The organism is Proteiniphilum sp. UBA5463 (assembly GCF_002427225.1).
Classification (GTDB): Bacteria; Bacteroidota; Bacteroidia; order Bacteroidales; family Dysgonomonadaceae; genus Proteiniphilum; species Proteiniphilum propionicum.
Genome location: NZ_DIQL01000049.1, coordinates 47,730 through 62,352, shown reverse-complemented (window position 1 = coordinate 62,352; position 14,623 = coordinate 47,730). Strand labels below are relative to the sequence as shown.

Below are 14,623 nucleotides of genomic sequence, written 5' to 3'. Positions count from 1 at the left end.
TAAGAGGTTTTCCATGGCAAAATTTGTAAAAAACCTAATAAGTTTTGAGTTTGTCCAAAATTAGTTGTACTTTTGCAACCACTTTTTGAGAACAACAAATAGATTGCTTTTTAAGCATGCCTGTTACTCATAGAAATTTGATGTTTCAAAAGTGAAAATTCCGGATATAATCCGGTTAAATAATTTCGGGGTGTAGCACAGTCCGGTTAGTGTACCTGCTTTGGGAGCAGGGGGTCGCGAGTTCGAATCCCGCCACCCCGACGGTGAAAATCAAGCACTTATCTGTTTATTCAGGTAGGTGCTTTTTTTGTATAATACTTCCCAAAAACCGGACACCAAGTTAATATATGCCGATGAAAGAAAAAAACAAGAAGAAAATTCAGTATAGAATTAAAAGCGAAACTCGTTTTAGAAGTGCTAAGTTCAGTTTAGAAGTGCAACTTTCAGTATATTATTTTGTTTGTTAAAGGAAATCTTTATAGCTTTAGGCGTTTAAATCAGATTTAGCCATGTTCGAACGTTACAAAAGTAATTACACCTTGAGGAAATATTTCATTTCGTTGAAAAGAATCAGCTTGTTATCCTTTTTATTCAGTGAATAATTTTAAAATGTAAATAAAAATATATAATAAAACAAAAATATATTTATTGACATAAGTTGTCAAATTGTTGTTTTTTCTTTGTCCTTTATTAAATTATTCATTGACATGAGATTCAAACTTACATTGAACCGTACCACAAAGCAACGCATGTTGCCGATGGATTATCAGTACTACATCAGTGCGTGGATTTATAAGGTATTGCGATACGCTGACCGAGATTTTGCTCGTTTCCTTCATGAGAAAGGTTATGGACAGGATGCCCCCAATGGGCAATCATATTCAGAGTTTTAGAGTGTCAAATAAAATTTATTTTGTTATAATTTCATATTTTTCCTACCTTTATAAAAATTAATTGGAATAATCCTTGTATATGTGCAAAATCCATTTTATCTTTGGGGCATCAAATGGGATAAAACATGGAACGCTGATTACTTGTAATCTATTTACAACAAGGGTTGAAACTAAAGATAGGACAAATGTACCTCTCCATTAAAACAAGGATAGCAAGTATGTAGGAAATTGATTATGAGTCATCTTTTTTCAAATTTCAAAATATGAACGATAGGTCTATATCTGCAATTGGACATTGGCAATTGGAACAAAAGAGTGATCTCGACCCTGTAGATTTGTACATTGAAAACATGTTTCCGGGGAAAGATTATCAGATGCTGTTGTTGGTGTTTGATGTTGTCGACAGTAGTGGCGGGATGCAATGTACATATAGGGGAATTGATATAGAGAAGATAAAAAAAGAATCGGCCAGTTATCGTAAGTATGCATACCGTAAAGGAAGCCCGCGCGGTGGAGATGTAACCATCACTACAAAGTTGAGCAATCCCCCGGATAAAAAACTGCAGAATATCAAAAATGCTCAGTTTGGAAAACTCACTTCTTTGAATCATAAAGAGTGTCAATTATTCAAACTTATTGAATCTGAATTTACACGGAATGAGGATTTAATTACATCAGATGTGAAAAATTATTTCGATCATGCCAGTAGAGAGGAGCAAACTACAACCGGAATATCACTTCGCATCCATCGAGATCGTGATTTGTATTTAAATGATTTTGAATTGATTCGGGATGTATTATTGGACTCGGGATCAGAAAAAAATATGATCATAATAGAACCAAATCCCGGACGACCAAAGCTGTTTGTTCTCTAACCGGCAAAGTGGCAGATGAGATTTATGGTTTTGCAGCACCCTTTAAATATTCCAGTCCCGATAAACCGGGATTTATCAGCGGTTTCTTTAATAAAGAAAAATTTTGGCGAAACTATCCGGTGTCATCGAAAGAGGCGTTGGCTTTGGAATATGGAAAAAATGCATAAACATAATTTAACTGGATATTTTTATGGAAGTAAAAATGCTTGAAACGAAAACTGATCCTTTTCTCAGGTTTAATCTTGTAATAGAATCGTCCTACAATGCTTAATACGTTAATCACACTTGGTAAAGAGATTGCCCAAGAACAGGGAGAATGGGACAATCTGATAGAAATTCCAATATTTAATGAAGATGAATCAATTGAAAATTATGTTCTAATCATCACATTTGATATTGACCGGCAAACTATTGTTGTGGAGAATAATCTCCATGCGTTTGGTATTGAATCTTCGCCAATTAAATACCGAAATCTAAAAAGTGAGTTATGGGGAAGAAATGGAGATCCTTGGATGGTAACCTGCACATATCCAAAGAAGTTGCCGATTTTACAGAAAAGTATTTTCGGGAAGGTCAATAGTGATAGCGAACAAGGCTTGTTTCAAAAGGCCCTTCTAAGATCACATCCTGAAGCGAAAGAGACCTTATTTTATAAAGCATTGGAGGCCTGTTATTCATTGCGTAACGTAGAGATCGACGAAGGAAAAAAGGGGATCGACGTACTGGAAAATGAATATATTTCTAAGAAACTGTCGTTCCCGAGGAATCATAAGATTGTAATGCTGAGTATAGCGATTAAATCGGAATTGCTGGGAATTAATGCACCTACTTTACTCTGTAACCTCGACGGCTATGATTATTACGTGAAGAAGAACTTCATCAAAACTGCTGAACAGGGTAAAGAAATGAAAGAGTCACTCTGCTACGCTACCGGAAAGAAAAGCGACAAGACAACATTGCCTACTTTCTCAGACAGGGAAGACTTGAACAAGTTGTTCGTAACCACTACGATTAATTATGCCCCCAATTTTAACAAGAAAGACTTTGAAAAATACTACCAAATTGATTTAGACATACAGAAAGCTCTTCAAAATGGCTCAAACTATATCAGGGGGAAACTGAACAACCAGCGGTGTTCGGTACGTATTGCCAACACGGAGCATTATATTATTCCCACCTTTCTTGACCCCGAAAACGTTGATATGAAGTTTGAACTTGACCAAATCCAGCAGATGAGCGAGTGGGTTTTTTCTACCAAGCAGTTAGAAAATACGTTTGAGTCACTTGGCATGGACGCGGAAAGTCCCTTATTCTGGATCAATTATATTGCATATGCCAGCCATGGAAACAGCGTGAAAGTAATCAACCACATCAAGGATGTCAGCAATGTATGGTTTGGTAATATTATTAGAAAAGATATGGAACAATCGGAGTTGATTTCCAACTATTTCAACCAGAGAAGGTCTAATCTTTCAACAATTTATTTCGCAATACCCATACGTAAAGAGCATGAGCAGAAGAACGATGCACTGAAACTGTTGTCGCAAATCCTTGAACAACGAAAAGTACGATACACAAAGATATTTTATCACTTTACCGAATTGATTCTTTGTCATTATTATAATCGCTATAACTCCTATTCAAACATCACGTATAAACCGGAGGATTTCGATCTCGCGATTCGGGATAGTGCACTCAAATATCTCTTTTTAATCAATCTTTTAAAAGCATTAAAACTAATAGATATGGATATGGAAGAAAATGAAAAACCTTTGGCAGAGAATGAGGAAAGAGCCGACAAGTTGCAACGGTTCTTTAGCGACATGGGGTATTCTCCTCAACAACAAGCTTTGTATTGGCTTGGGCGAATAATTAGAAAGATAGGAACTGCCCAGTATAACAAGAATCATAAACAAAAGCCAGTCCTGAATAAGATCAATTACAATGGAATGGACCACTCGAAAATTCAACGTTTATATGTTGATGCTTTTGAATTGTCCACTCAATACAAAATCGTCAACGAGATCAACTATTGTTCTAAAATGTTTTCTCAACTGTTTCCCGCTGATGAGACATTATGGACATTAACACCACAGGAAAGTGTTTTTTACATTCTTTCCGGTTTTTCACTCTACATCGATAATAACCAATAAAAACTTACAATCATGACAGCTATCAAATACAATTCCGATTTTATTTTCTTATATGATGCCACATTGTGTAACCCAAACGGCGATCCTGATCAAGAAAATAAACCTCGTATGGATTACGACACCAGTACCAATCTTGTTACCGATACCCGTGTAAAACGATTTATACGCGACTACCTCAAAGATCAGGGACATGAGATATTCGTAGATATGGAAGGTGACAGTAAAGTGAGTTCAGACTCGAAATTGGATTTTGTTGTCCAACGTATTCTATCTGATTCGGCTGAACGCGCATCAATCTTTAAAGAAAGTCCAGAGCTCTTGAAAGAGTTTGAAGCGATTATTGCTGAGAAGAAGGATAAAGATTCTATTCTAAAGCTATTACAGCATGCCAAAAATAGCAAATTGAATTACTATATTCTTTCTCAACTTGTTAAAAATAGATTTGTTGATATAAGGATGTTCGGCAGTGCTTTTGCCGTGAAAGAGTTTACCAAAGCTTATACGGGAGCAATTCAGATGAACTGGGGGTACTCGTTGAACCAGGTTGAACTGGTTGAATCGAGTTCAATAGTAACCATTATGAACGATGACAGTAGTACTTTTGGAAAAGATTACAGGGTGTATTATAGTTTATTGGCTTTTAATGGCACTATCAATAAATATGCAGCAAAGACAACCGGACTCACTGAAGATGACCTGAAATTATTCCGCAAAGCAATTTGGGAAAGTATTCCATCGCAGCCCACCCGTTCGAAAATGAATCAATATCCTAAATTTTATCTCGAAATTGTTTACAATGAAGGATTTAATAATGGTTATTTTGGGGATTTACGAAATGCGATCAAAGTTGAATGCAAAGAAGGCGTTGTTACAAAGCAGGTTAGGTCACTTAGAGATTTAGTTATTGATGTATCAGGACTTGAAATGCTACTTAAAGAGAAAGTCGGCGAAGGGAAACCCATTAAAGAGGTGATCATCAATAAATCGATTGATTTTCCTGAATTGAAAATCAATTAATTCAATTTGCTATGGAGGTCATTTCATTTGACATTTCCGGTAAAATTGCTCACTTCCGTAAGTATTACACGAACAACACGGCTCTGAGTTTCAGCATTCCTCCCCGAACTACGGTCATGGGAATGCTCGCTGCTATTTGCGGTTTACCCAAAGATTCATATTACGAACTGTTTTCATCACGAAATATCGATATTGGTATTGCTTTACACACACGGACCAAAAAGACCATTCACAGACTTAATTTGTTAAGTATTAAAGGACCAAATGATTTCAGAGGGGGTAAAGGGCGCATTCAAACGCCGTTTGAAATAGTAACCGGTGAGGATATAAAAAAATCTGCCATTACTTATCGTATTTTTCTTCGACCATTGAAAATCCCCGATAAGGATTATATGCGTCTGAAAGATTTACTCCAAACAAAAGGGAACAATTTTGCACTCACACTTGGCGCAGCAAGCTTTAATGCAAGCCTTTCAAACTATCAGGAGTATGAGGCAGTGGAACGCAACGCTTTGCCCTATTTCGAATATTTCGATAGTGCGATAAACTCTGAAGACGTTGAGGAAATTGAGCTATTATCTGATGGCATTGGTCGTTTTAGTATTGTCGAAGAAGAACTGATGCCGGCCGATTTTGTGGCAAATTACAACCGTGAATTACTGAAAATGAACCGTATGCTATTTTCTGTTTCAGCCTCTCAATTAAAAGCAAGATTAAAAGAATCGGCTACAGTTATTGAACTCATGAAAGAAGGAAAAAGAAAACTTATCCAATTTATGAAGTAATGGAATTCTATTCACATGCAATAGACACCCCACAGGGTAGAGTGGGGTCGAAGCTACTCTGTGAGCATTTGAAAAATGTCAAGGATCTATTTTATAGAGGTATAAAATATTTGCATGTATTTGATGATAAATGGACAATTCTTGAAAATATTGCCATTTTTCACGATTTGGGGAAGTATACGCAATATTTTCAGGATTATCTGTTCAATCGGCCTGATGTGGATTATTATTTAAAATCACATTCACAATTTGGAGCACTATATTTTTTGGCAAGATATTTTAATAACGATCCTTTTTGGGGAATTGTAGGATATTGGATCATTTCCCAACATCACGGGAATCTACAAAGTTTAATGGCGTTGAGGAGTGATTTCACTGAAACCGCATTCAATGCAGACATATTGCAACTCAAAAAAAGACAATCATCCATTCTTCCTTTTAAGTCTATAGTGTCTCATGAATTGGTCGTTGAAGATATTGAAACCTTTCATGAAAAGATACTCCCCTGTCGGTCCTATTTTAAAGCCATAAAACAGTTGCAAAAGAATTGTAATATCCAACATTACTTTCTAATCAATTATCTTTTTTCGTTGTTAATTGAAGCCGATAAGCTAGATGCTTCGGGAACCATCGTTTATCAACGAGTTCCTTTATCTCCTTCAAAAGTTGACAATGATAAAGGGATCCCCGATCAGGTTTGGGATGAGACACTTAGTGACTTTGGACATCTTTCTCAAAATGAGTTGCGTAATTTGGTGCGGAAACGGGTAATTGAAAAGCTATCAGAAAAAGGGATTATTAGTCAAAAGATTTTTACTCTTACCGGACCTACCGGAATAGGAAAAACCTTAACCGCCCTTGACTTTGCATTAAAGCTCCGGGCAATGATCAGGAAAAAAGAAGGACGCGAAGCTCAGATTATTTATGCCTTACCGTTTATCAATATTATTGAGCAAGCCGACTCGGTTTACCGAAAACTTTTTGACAAGAATGAGGCCCGAATCCTGTCTCATTACCAATATGCCGATGCACTGAGTCAACAAGAAGAATACAACGACGACGGAAAAGGGTACAACCAAAAGCTAATGTCGCTTGACACATGGCAGTGCGATATTGTGATTACAACCTTTGTGCAGTTCCTGCAAACGTTGATTGGCAACCGAAATAAATTGTTAAAAAAGTTCAACCATTATGCGGGCAGTATCATAATTCTTGATGAGGTGCAGACTATTGCCCTAAAACAACTGCCGCTGGTTGGGGCTTCACTTTATTATTTGTCAAAGTTTCTTGATGCACGTATTGTTCTAATGACAGCCACAAAACCCAAGGTTTTTGAATTAGCAAATCAAAAAATTCTGTCAATTGAGGGCGAAAAAGCCAATCCGATTGAATTGCTCGGAACGGAGAAAGACGTAGAAAAAATTTTCAGGTCATTTCATCGCACAAGGCTCTTACCTCAAATAGAAAAAAAGATAGTGGATCAAGAAGACTTTGTGGAGAACTATTTTAAGAAATACTGGGAACCAAACAAGTCTTGTTTGATTGTAGTCAATACCGTAAAGCTTTCAATCGACGTATTCAGAAGTATTCAAAGCTATTTAGGAGAAAAAGGTCTTAAAAACCCGATCTACTATCTATCAACCAATATAGTTCCTGCCGGACGACAGCAGTTAATTGATCAGATCAAAGAGGATGTAATAAATGCGAGATTAAACAAAGGATTAAAGCCAATATTAATTTCGACTCAATGTATTGAGGCCGGTGTTGATCTAGATTTTGATCTGGCTTTCCGTGACTTAGCCCCAATAGATTCCATTATTCAGGTTGCCGGACGTGTAAATCGTGAGTATAATAAGGATTTTGTTGGCGAAGTTATTGTTATCGACTTTGGGATGTGTGGTAGAATATATGGACCGATGACAGAAGAGACTGCTCGAAAAGCAATTACACATTTCACCGATATTGAATCACACATTGATGAGGTTAGATACCTTGATCTTGTGAACCACTACTATAGCCACATATGCGAACGGAATGACGATGGATTTGAATATTCTATGAACTTTTTTAAATCGATGAAGAAACTAGACTATGATGGTTCTGAATGGTCCGTTGCTAAATTTCAGGTGATTGAGAATGGGTTCAAAACAAGATCAGTCTTTATTGAATGTGACGAAAAAGCGACTCTGGCAAAAGAAATGTTTGATAAGATGATCCGAAAAGAATGTTCGCGCGAAGATTTTGAGCCCTATAAGAGAGATTTCCATCAACATATTATTGCAGTTCCTGATTACTTGGACAAGCTTAAGGAATTGGATGAATTATCTGACAACATTTTAATTGTTCCTTATGACTCTTTAAAAGAATATTATTCTGAAACCGGATTTATCCGGAATAAAATTGAAGATTCTTGGGTTACAATTCTTTAATATTAATTACTTATGCAAATCACTCAAACAATCATACAATTCCCGGATATTCAGTTGCAAACAAGAGATGCACATAAACTGAGAGGATATTTTGGAAATTTATTTAAGGAACAATCCCCATTGTTGCATAACCATTACCAGGATGGTTCTGCCAGATATGCCTATCCTCTGGTTCAGTATAAGGTGATTAACGGTTGCCCTATGCTAGTCGGTTTTAAGGAAGGAGCTGATTTACTGGTTTCATTGTTTTTGAAAATCCGTGAATTGAATATTGATGGGCAATATTTTCCAGTACTGGCTAAAAACGTTCATCGGACGCAACATACGTTGACGGTCAATGAACAATTGTATAACTACTCATTTGAAACATTGTGGATAGCCTTAAATCAGGATAATTTCAGGAAATATACACATCTTGACGAACAACAGAAAAGATTATTTCTGAACCATCAATTGCAGAATAATATTCTAAGTTTTTATAAGGGACTTTCATATAGGGTAGTTGAGCGTATTATGGCAACCGTCATGGTAGAAGAGAAACAAACTCTATTTAAGAACCAGTCGATGTTGGCATTTAAAGGGTATTTCACGACCAATGCTTTTCTCCCGGAATGGGCCGGAATAGGGAAATTAGTAAGCCGAGGTTTTGGAACGGTTAAGTTGATGCAATAAATTAATCTTATGCAGTTGGTAATCAATACATATGGCACTTATGTGCATGTAAAAGATGATTTGTTCGAAGTTTCTTTGACCAAAGAGGGAGAAAAACAGAAACATCATTTTGCAAGTCAGAAAGTGACCTCAATTTTGATGAGCAAAGGTGCAGCCCTGAGTACCGAAGCCATCATTCTGGCCATCAAAAACAATATTGACATCATTGTCTTTGAACATGATGGGATACCCGTTGGCCGTTTTTGGCACAGTAGACCCGGAAGTACCTCAAAAATCAGGAAGCAACAACTTGAAGCCAGTCTGAATGAAACTGGCGTTGATTGGATAAAGAAGTGGTTAACAAGTAAACTCGACAATCAGATTGAATTATTAAAACGTTTGAAAAGCCATAGATCCTCGTCAGCAGACATGATACAGGAAAAAATTGAGACTATTTCCGGTATCAAAATAAAGATGAACGAAATGAGGGGGAGAAAAATTGATGAAATAGACAGCACACTCCGGGGATTGGAAGGAACGGCAGGACGTGTTTATTTTAATACCCTCAGTTCTCTTTTGGTGGAACGTTATCGATTCCATGGCAGAAGTTTTCGACCGGCCGATGATCCCTTTAACGCCTTTCTTAATTATGCATACGGTGTTTTGTATAGCCGGGTAGAAAAAGTTCTGATCATTGCCGGACTTGATCCATATGTGGGTTTCATGCATCGGGATGATTACAATATGAAAAGTATGGTTTTTGATTTTATCGAACCTTATCGGATATATGCGGAAGAAGTTGTTTTTAAGCTTTTTTCAGCAAAAAAAATTAATGACGCTCATACCGATAAGATTACAAACGGATATACATTGAATGCTGAAGGGAAAAACATTCTGATGCAATCATTTATGCGTTTTTTGGATGAAGATAAAATACGTTACAATGGCCGAAATCAAACCAGAGCGAATGCCATGCAAATGGATGCGCATCAGTTTGCAAACCGGTTAATCAAATAAGTATGATTTGCTGGGTGATATACGATATTAAGAAAGACAGATCAAGGACCAAGGTCTCCAAAATATGCAAGAAAGCCGGTTTATATCGTGTACAAAAGTCTGTTTTTCTTGGAAGTCTGGAGGAGAATGAAAAAGACACACTCGAGTTGTCTGTAAACGAGCTGATTGATGAGGAATGTGATTCTGTCTACATTTTTCCTATGAGTAAGAATGAGCTTAGACAAACAGTACTGTTGGGACAAGCGTTTGATAAAAAGTTGGTCACCGATGAAGTTAGGGCTCTGTTTTTTTGATGTCAATAACGCCTTCACATATTATTGAGTACCTTTATTGTCCTCGTTTTACATATTACGAATATGTACTTTGCATTCCGCAATATGAGGAGCGTCATTACAAAATAATGAAAGGGAGACAGCTACATGATTTGAAATTGGAGCGGAATAAAGAATACCTGCGTAAACGAATCGGAGTGATTGATAAATTTACCGATCAGTATCTGACGAATGAGCTATTGCGAGGTGTAATTGATGAAGTCCTTTTGTTAAATGATGGCACGATGGCTCCTCTTGACTATAAATTTGCTAAATTTGAAGATCGAATTTATGAAACATATCGTACTCAACTTGGATGTTATGCCGTATTAATTGAAGAGAATTTTCAAAGAACAGTAAACAAAGGTTTTTTGGTGTACACCCGTTCGTCAAACAAAGTGGTTGAAATAGAAATAAAGGAAGAAGCAAAACAAGAAATTCGGAATATTTGTAAAGATGTAAATGAGATCATTTATCACAATTATTTTCCCAAGGCTACGAAATACAAGCAAAGATGTTTGGGATGTACATATGGGAATATTTGCGAGAAATAAAATTTTCCGGGTGCTAATTTATTTTTGCATTGATTAATGTGTTGTATATGCCATTAGAAATAAAGCTATTAACTTTTCGGAAATGATAAAAATAATCAGTATATCAACGCTCTTTGACATATTGAAAAACAAAAAATATAGATTTCAAAAATGTTTTTATGGTTCTGGTTGTCAATATAATAAATCAATGTACGCCTTCCAGAATTACTTCCAGTAAAATAAGGATTGAAACAAGCAACAATAGAAGCGGATATTAAAGGTTTTACACTTCCAGAATTACTTCCAGTAAAATAAGGATTGAAACTTGCTTCCATTTCTTCCGAAGTTGCAGGGAAGTATTCTTCCAGAATTACTTCCAGTAAAATAAGGATTGAAACTCATAAAGCCTTATAGTCGCGTCATCTCTGTCGCCACTTCCAGAATTACTTCCAGTAAAATAAGGATTGAAACTGCATAACGGCATAGCGTGCTGCATCTATGCAATTCTTCCAGAATTACTTCCAGTAAAATAAGGATTGAAACTAACAGGTAATTCGATTGACGGATTAACCACCTCGCTTCCAGAATTACTTCCAGTAAAATAAGGATTGAAACAGCATCTGACTTGCGAAGTGCATAAATTCGGCAGGCCTTCCAGAATTACTTCCAGTAAAATAAGGATTGAAACTGTGGATGATGTGAAGACTGGATTACGAGAGGTTAAACTTCCAGAATTACTTCCAGTAAAATAAGGATTGAAACTTGGATAGACCACAGATGGAAAAAGAATGTGCTATCTTCCAGAATTACTTCCAGTAAAATAAGGATTGAAACCATCCTGTTGAAAGCGTATGATTTAATCAGGAATTCTTCCAGAATTACTTCCAGTAAAATAAGGATTGAAACAGAGATTGTATTGACTGATGCCTACTGTTAACCCGTCTTCCAGAATTACTTCCAGTAAAATAAGGATTGAAACACAGGGATGTTAACAGATAATCCAGTACAAGATTACACTTCCAGAATTACTTCCAGTAAAATAAGGATTGAAACAAGAGTTAACCTCATTGCCATACAGGTAGTCACGCCTCTTCCAGAATTACTTCCAGTAAAATAAGGATTGAAACCCCAAAATTAGGCAAAGATGATATCTCAAGTTCAACTTCCAGAATTACTTCCAGTAAAATAAGGATTGAAACCTCGAAATACCACTCAATCACCCACTCAAAATCCTCCTTCCAGAATTACTTCCAGTAAAATAAGGATTGAAACCGACTAAATCCCAAAGAAAGCCCACCTGTTTCAACGCTTCCAGAATTACTTCCAGTAAAATAAGGATTGAAACAAAAGATAGCGGAGATAATGTTCTGGACGCCAGCGAACTTCCAGAATTACTTCCAGTAAAATAAGGATTGAAACAGGAAAAGTATTCCTGAACAATATAAAAAATATTATCTTCCAGAATTACTTCCAGTAAAATAAGGATTGAAACTAAATATTGTTTCATCATTCAAGGACAAAGGGTTGACTTCCAGAATTACTTCCAGTAAAATAAGGATTGAAACAACGCTGGATATTTAAGGATCATACAATCAAATGCAGTCTTCCAGAATTACTTCCAGTAAAATAAGGATTGAAACAAAACAGTGTCATTGCGCCCATATATTTGCACCGTACTTCCAGAATTACTTCCAGTAAAATAAGGATTGAAACAACACAGCACCGTACATTTCAACTGATGCAATCCCACTTCCAGAATTACTTCCAGTAAAATAAGGATTGAAACCTAAGGAAGCGGTTCAGGAGGTTTTACGGAACAATGTCTTCCAGAATTACTTCCAGTAAAATAAGGATTGAAACCAAGAATGAGCCGTCAATTTCACAGAAGCAGGCGGTCTTCCAGAATTACTTCCAGTAAAATAAGGATTGAAACTTTCATAAAACTATATAGAGAAAGCCCTATTGTATACTTCCAGAATTACTTCCAGTAAAATAAGGATTGAAACTGGAGTGGACGGGTTAACAGTAGGCATCAGTCAATCTTCCAGAATTACTTCCAGTAAAATAAGGATTGAAACCCATGTTTTTGTTTTTCATTAGTTTCGAAAGTTATCTTCCAGAATTACTTCCAGTAAAATAAGGATTGAAACTTGCTGTCCTGTGCGATGTAAATCTTGCCCGTCTCTCTTCCAGAATTACTTCCAGTAAAATAAGGATTGAAACGAACAATTCATTGGTCAAGAGATAGATTGGGTCACTCTTCCAGAATTACTTCCAGTAAAATAAGGATTGAAACACCAAAAGCGACGTTTTTCGAAGATTGGTTTTACAAACTTCCAGAATTACTTCCAGTAAAATAAGGATTGAAACTCCACTTTTTCATCGTTTTTGGTGCTTTTTTGAGCGTCTTCCAGAATTACTTCCAGTAAAATAAGGATTGAAACGATGCTATCTTTAATTTGTCCCAATTCGCGATAATTCTTCCAGAATTACTTCCAGTAAAATAAGGATTGAAACAGAGAACTTGCTAACCTTATAGCATGAGCCGCCGCATCTTCCAGAATTACTTCCAGTAAAATAAGGATTGAAACTTTTCTGGCATACAGTGCAAGCCAGTATAGTCAAGACTTCCAGAATTACTTCCAGTAAAATAAGGATTGAAACTTTGATAAGCGGGAAATACTGTCTGTGAAGATGGTAGCTTCCAGAATTACTTCCAGTAAAATAAGGATTGAAACAAGCAGTTAGACCGCTAAAACTCAAACTTGCGATTACTTCCAGAATTACTTCCAGTAAAATAAGGATTGAAACGATTTCTCCTCGTCGGTAAAATCTCTTTCCTCTTTCTTCCAGAATTACTTCCAGTAAAATAAGGATTGAAACAAGGAATTTTTGAAATAAACATACAAAAATCATGATCTTCCAGAATTACTTCCAGTAAAATAAGGATTGAAACGAAGCATTGTTCCGTAGGTGTGTCTCCCGACGTGCGACTTCCAGAATTACTTCCAGTAAAATAAGGATTGAAACAAAGATTTTGTGATTACGTCTGATAACAAGAAATTCACTTCCAGAATTACTTCCAGTAAAATAAGGATTGAAACATGTATGTATGCCTCGGAACGCCCGCTTCAATCAGCTTCCAGAATTACTTCCAGTAAAATAAGGATTGAAACCGTTCAGGTATCTCCCGTTCACCTCCCGCATTTCTCTTCCAGAATTACTTCCAGTAAAATAAGGATTGAAACTTGCTTATTGCGACTGGGAAAATATATTTGATATGCCTTCCAGAATTACTTCCAGTAAAATAAGGATTGAAACCTTTATCCCAGCACTCTTCCGCCACCTCTTTACCCTCTTCCAGAATTACTTCCAGTAAAATAAGGATTGAAACTTTGTTTGCTATTTGCTTAATAGTTCAATTCTAAGCTTCCAGAATTACTTCCAGTAAAATAAGGATTGAAACAAGAATCCAATCGTGCAGGTATCGAATCCTGCCATATCTTCCAGAATTACTTCCAGTAAAATAAGGATTGAAACTTACTCCGCTACTCCTTAACATAGACAGTTCGCAATTCTTCCAGAATTACTTCCAGTAAAATAAGGATTGAAACAGTGAGTTCCAAACCGAAGCATTTGATCTGTTCGACTTCCAGAATTACTTCCAGTAAAATAAGGATTGAAACTAGGACACTGGCACCAGTCCATCTTTACTCAACAATCTTCCAGAATTACTTCCAGTAAAATAAGGATTGAAACCGAAAAATGAGAAAACTGCCACCCGGGAAAACGAAACTTCCAGAATTACTTCCAGTAAAATAAGGATTGAAACTAAAAGCGGTACACATGTCCCTTGATAATATAGAACTTCCAGAATTACTTCCAGTAAAATAAGGATTGAAACTGTTGTTTTTGAGGTTAGTAATTTCTTCTATCATTCTTCCAGAATTACTTCCAGT

Annotated in this window: 11 protein-coding genes, 1 tRNA gene and 1 CRISPR repeat array; all 12 genes read left to right on the top strand. The window is 36.4% G+C overall.

Translation table 11 applies throughout. The features are described from left to right. The first annotated feature begins 186 nt into the window (after window positions 1-186). The 12 genes from B3B27_RS08110 to cas4 all read left to right on the top strand — a co-directional run bounded on the left by B3B27_RS08110 (window position 187) and on the right by cas4 (window position 10,685). Window positions 187-261: transfer RNA gene (locus B3B27_RS08110), tRNA-Pro, on the top strand. Between the two features lie 446 nt (window positions 262-707). Beyond that, window positions 708-893, top strand: a complete 186-nt coding sequence (locus tag B3B27_RS08105; RefSeq protein ID WP_286847251.1) for a hypothetical protein — start codon at window positions 708-710, stop codon at window positions 891-893. Window positions 894-1,156: 263 nt separating this feature from the next. Next, a complete protein-coding gene (locus B3B27_RS08100) occupies window positions 1,157-1,768 on the top strand; it encodes a TM1802 family CRISPR-associated protein (protein ID WP_286833600.1) in 612 nt (203 codons plus the stop codon). Between the two features lie 8 nt (window positions 1,769-1,776). Further along, window positions 1,777-1,935 (top strand): TM1802 family CRISPR-associated protein, encoded by a 159-nt coding sequence (locus B3B27_RS08095; RefSeq protein ID WP_286833603.1) that lies wholly within the window; start codon window positions 1,777-1,779, stop codon window positions 1,933-1,935. Window positions 1,936-2,031: 96 nt separating this feature from the next. Next, entirely contained in the window at window positions 2,032-3,921 is a 1,890-nt protein-coding gene (locus B3B27_RS08090) for a TM1802 family CRISPR-associated protein (RefSeq protein ID WP_286847250.1), read from the top strand. A gap of 12 nt (window positions 3,922-3,933) precedes the next feature. After that, window positions 3,934-4,938, top strand: a complete 1,005-nt coding sequence (cas7b, locus tag B3B27_RS08085; protein WP_286833608.1) for a type I-B CRISPR-associated protein Cas7/Csh2 — start codon at window positions 3,934-3,936, stop codon at window positions 4,936-4,938. An 11-nt stretch (window positions 4,939-4,949) separates the two neighbouring features. Further along, entirely contained in the window at window positions 4,950-5,723 is a 774-nt protein-coding gene (gene cas5 / locus B3B27_RS08080) for a CRISPR-associated protein Cas5 (RefSeq protein WP_286847249.1), read from the top strand. Further along, window positions 5,723-8,152 carry a CRISPR-associated helicase Cas3' gene (gene cas3, locus B3B27_RS08075; RefSeq protein WP_286833613.1) on the top strand — a complete coding sequence of 810 codons (2,430 nt, stop codon included), beginning with the start codon at window positions 5,723-5,725 and terminating at the stop codon, window positions 8,150-8,152. The genes cas5 and cas3 overlap by 1 nt, the downstream gene beginning before the upstream one ends. A 12-nt stretch (window positions 8,153-8,164) precedes the next feature. Continuing rightward, the gene (locus B3B27_RS08070; protein WP_286833616.1) at window positions 8,165-8,824 is read left to right on the top strand and encodes a CRISPR-associated endonuclease Cas6; all 660 of its coding nucleotides are present in this window, start codon (window positions 8,165-8,167) and stop codon (window positions 8,822-8,824) included. Window positions 8,825-8,833: 9 nt separating this feature from the next. Beyond that, window positions 8,834-9,820: a CRISPR-associated endonuclease Cas1 gene (gene cas1 / locus B3B27_RS08065; protein ID WP_286833618.1), complete on the top strand. Its 987-nt coding sequence runs from the start codon at window positions 8,834-8,836 to the stop codon at window positions 9,818-9,820. A 2-nt stretch (window positions 9,821-9,822) separates the two neighbouring features. Then, the gene (gene cas2, locus B3B27_RS08060; protein WP_286833619.1) at window positions 9,823-10,113 is read left to right on the top strand and encodes a CRISPR-associated endonuclease Cas2; all 291 of its coding nucleotides are present in this window, start codon (window positions 9,823-9,825) and stop codon (window positions 10,111-10,113) included. Then, the gene (cas4, locus tag B3B27_RS08055; RefSeq protein ID WP_286833622.1) at window positions 10,113-10,685 is read left to right on the top strand and encodes a CRISPR-associated protein Cas4; all 573 of its coding nucleotides are present in this window, start codon (window positions 10,113-10,115) and stop codon (window positions 10,683-10,685) included. Before cas2 ends, cas4 begins: the two co-directional genes overlap by 1 nt. A 195-nt stretch (window positions 10,686-10,880) precedes the next feature. Further along, window positions 10,881-14,568: a CRISPR direct-repeat array (repeat unit 37 nt; unit sequence CTTCCAGAATTACTTCCAGTAAAATAAGGATTGAAAC). Window positions 14,569-14,623: the final 55 nt, after the last annotated feature.

Excerpts from the sequence above, each read along its gene's own strand:
- B3B27_RS08105 (WP_286847251.1), top strand. The coding sequence starts at position 708 with ATGAGATTCAAACTTACATTGAACCGTACCACAAAGCAACGCATGTTG.
- B3B27_RS08090 (WP_286847250.1), top strand. The coding sequence starts at position 2,032 with ATGCTTAATACGTTAATCACACTTGGTAAAGAGATTGCCCAAGAACAG.
- cas3 (WP_286833613.1), top strand. The coding sequence starts at position 5,723 with ATGGAATTCTATTCACATGCAATAGACACCCCACAGGGTAGAGTGGGG.
- B3B27_RS08070 (WP_286833616.1), top strand. The coding sequence starts at position 8,165 with ATGCAAATCACTCAAACAATCATACAATTCCCGGATATTCAGTTGCAA.
- B3B27_RS08100 (WP_286833600.1), top strand. The coding sequence starts at position 1,157 with ATGAACGATAGGTCTATATCTGCAATTGGACATTGGCAATTGGAACAA.
- cas4 (WP_286833622.1), top strand. The coding sequence starts at position 10,113 with ATGTCAATAACGCCTTCACATATTATTGAGTACCTTTATTGTCCTCGT.
- cas7b (WP_286833608.1), top strand. The coding sequence starts at position 3,934 with ATGACAGCTATCAAATACAATTCCGATTTTATTTTCTTATATGATGCC.
- cas5 (WP_286847249.1), top strand. The coding sequence starts at position 4,950 with ATGGAGGTCATTTCATTTGACATTTCCGGTAAAATTGCTCACTTCCGT.
- cas1 (WP_286833618.1), top strand. The coding sequence starts at position 8,834 with ATGCAGTTGGTAATCAATACATATGGCACTTATGTGCATGTAAAAGAT.
- cas2 (WP_286833619.1), top strand. The coding sequence starts at position 9,823 with ATGATTTGCTGGGTGATATACGATATTAAGAAAGACAGATCAAGGACC.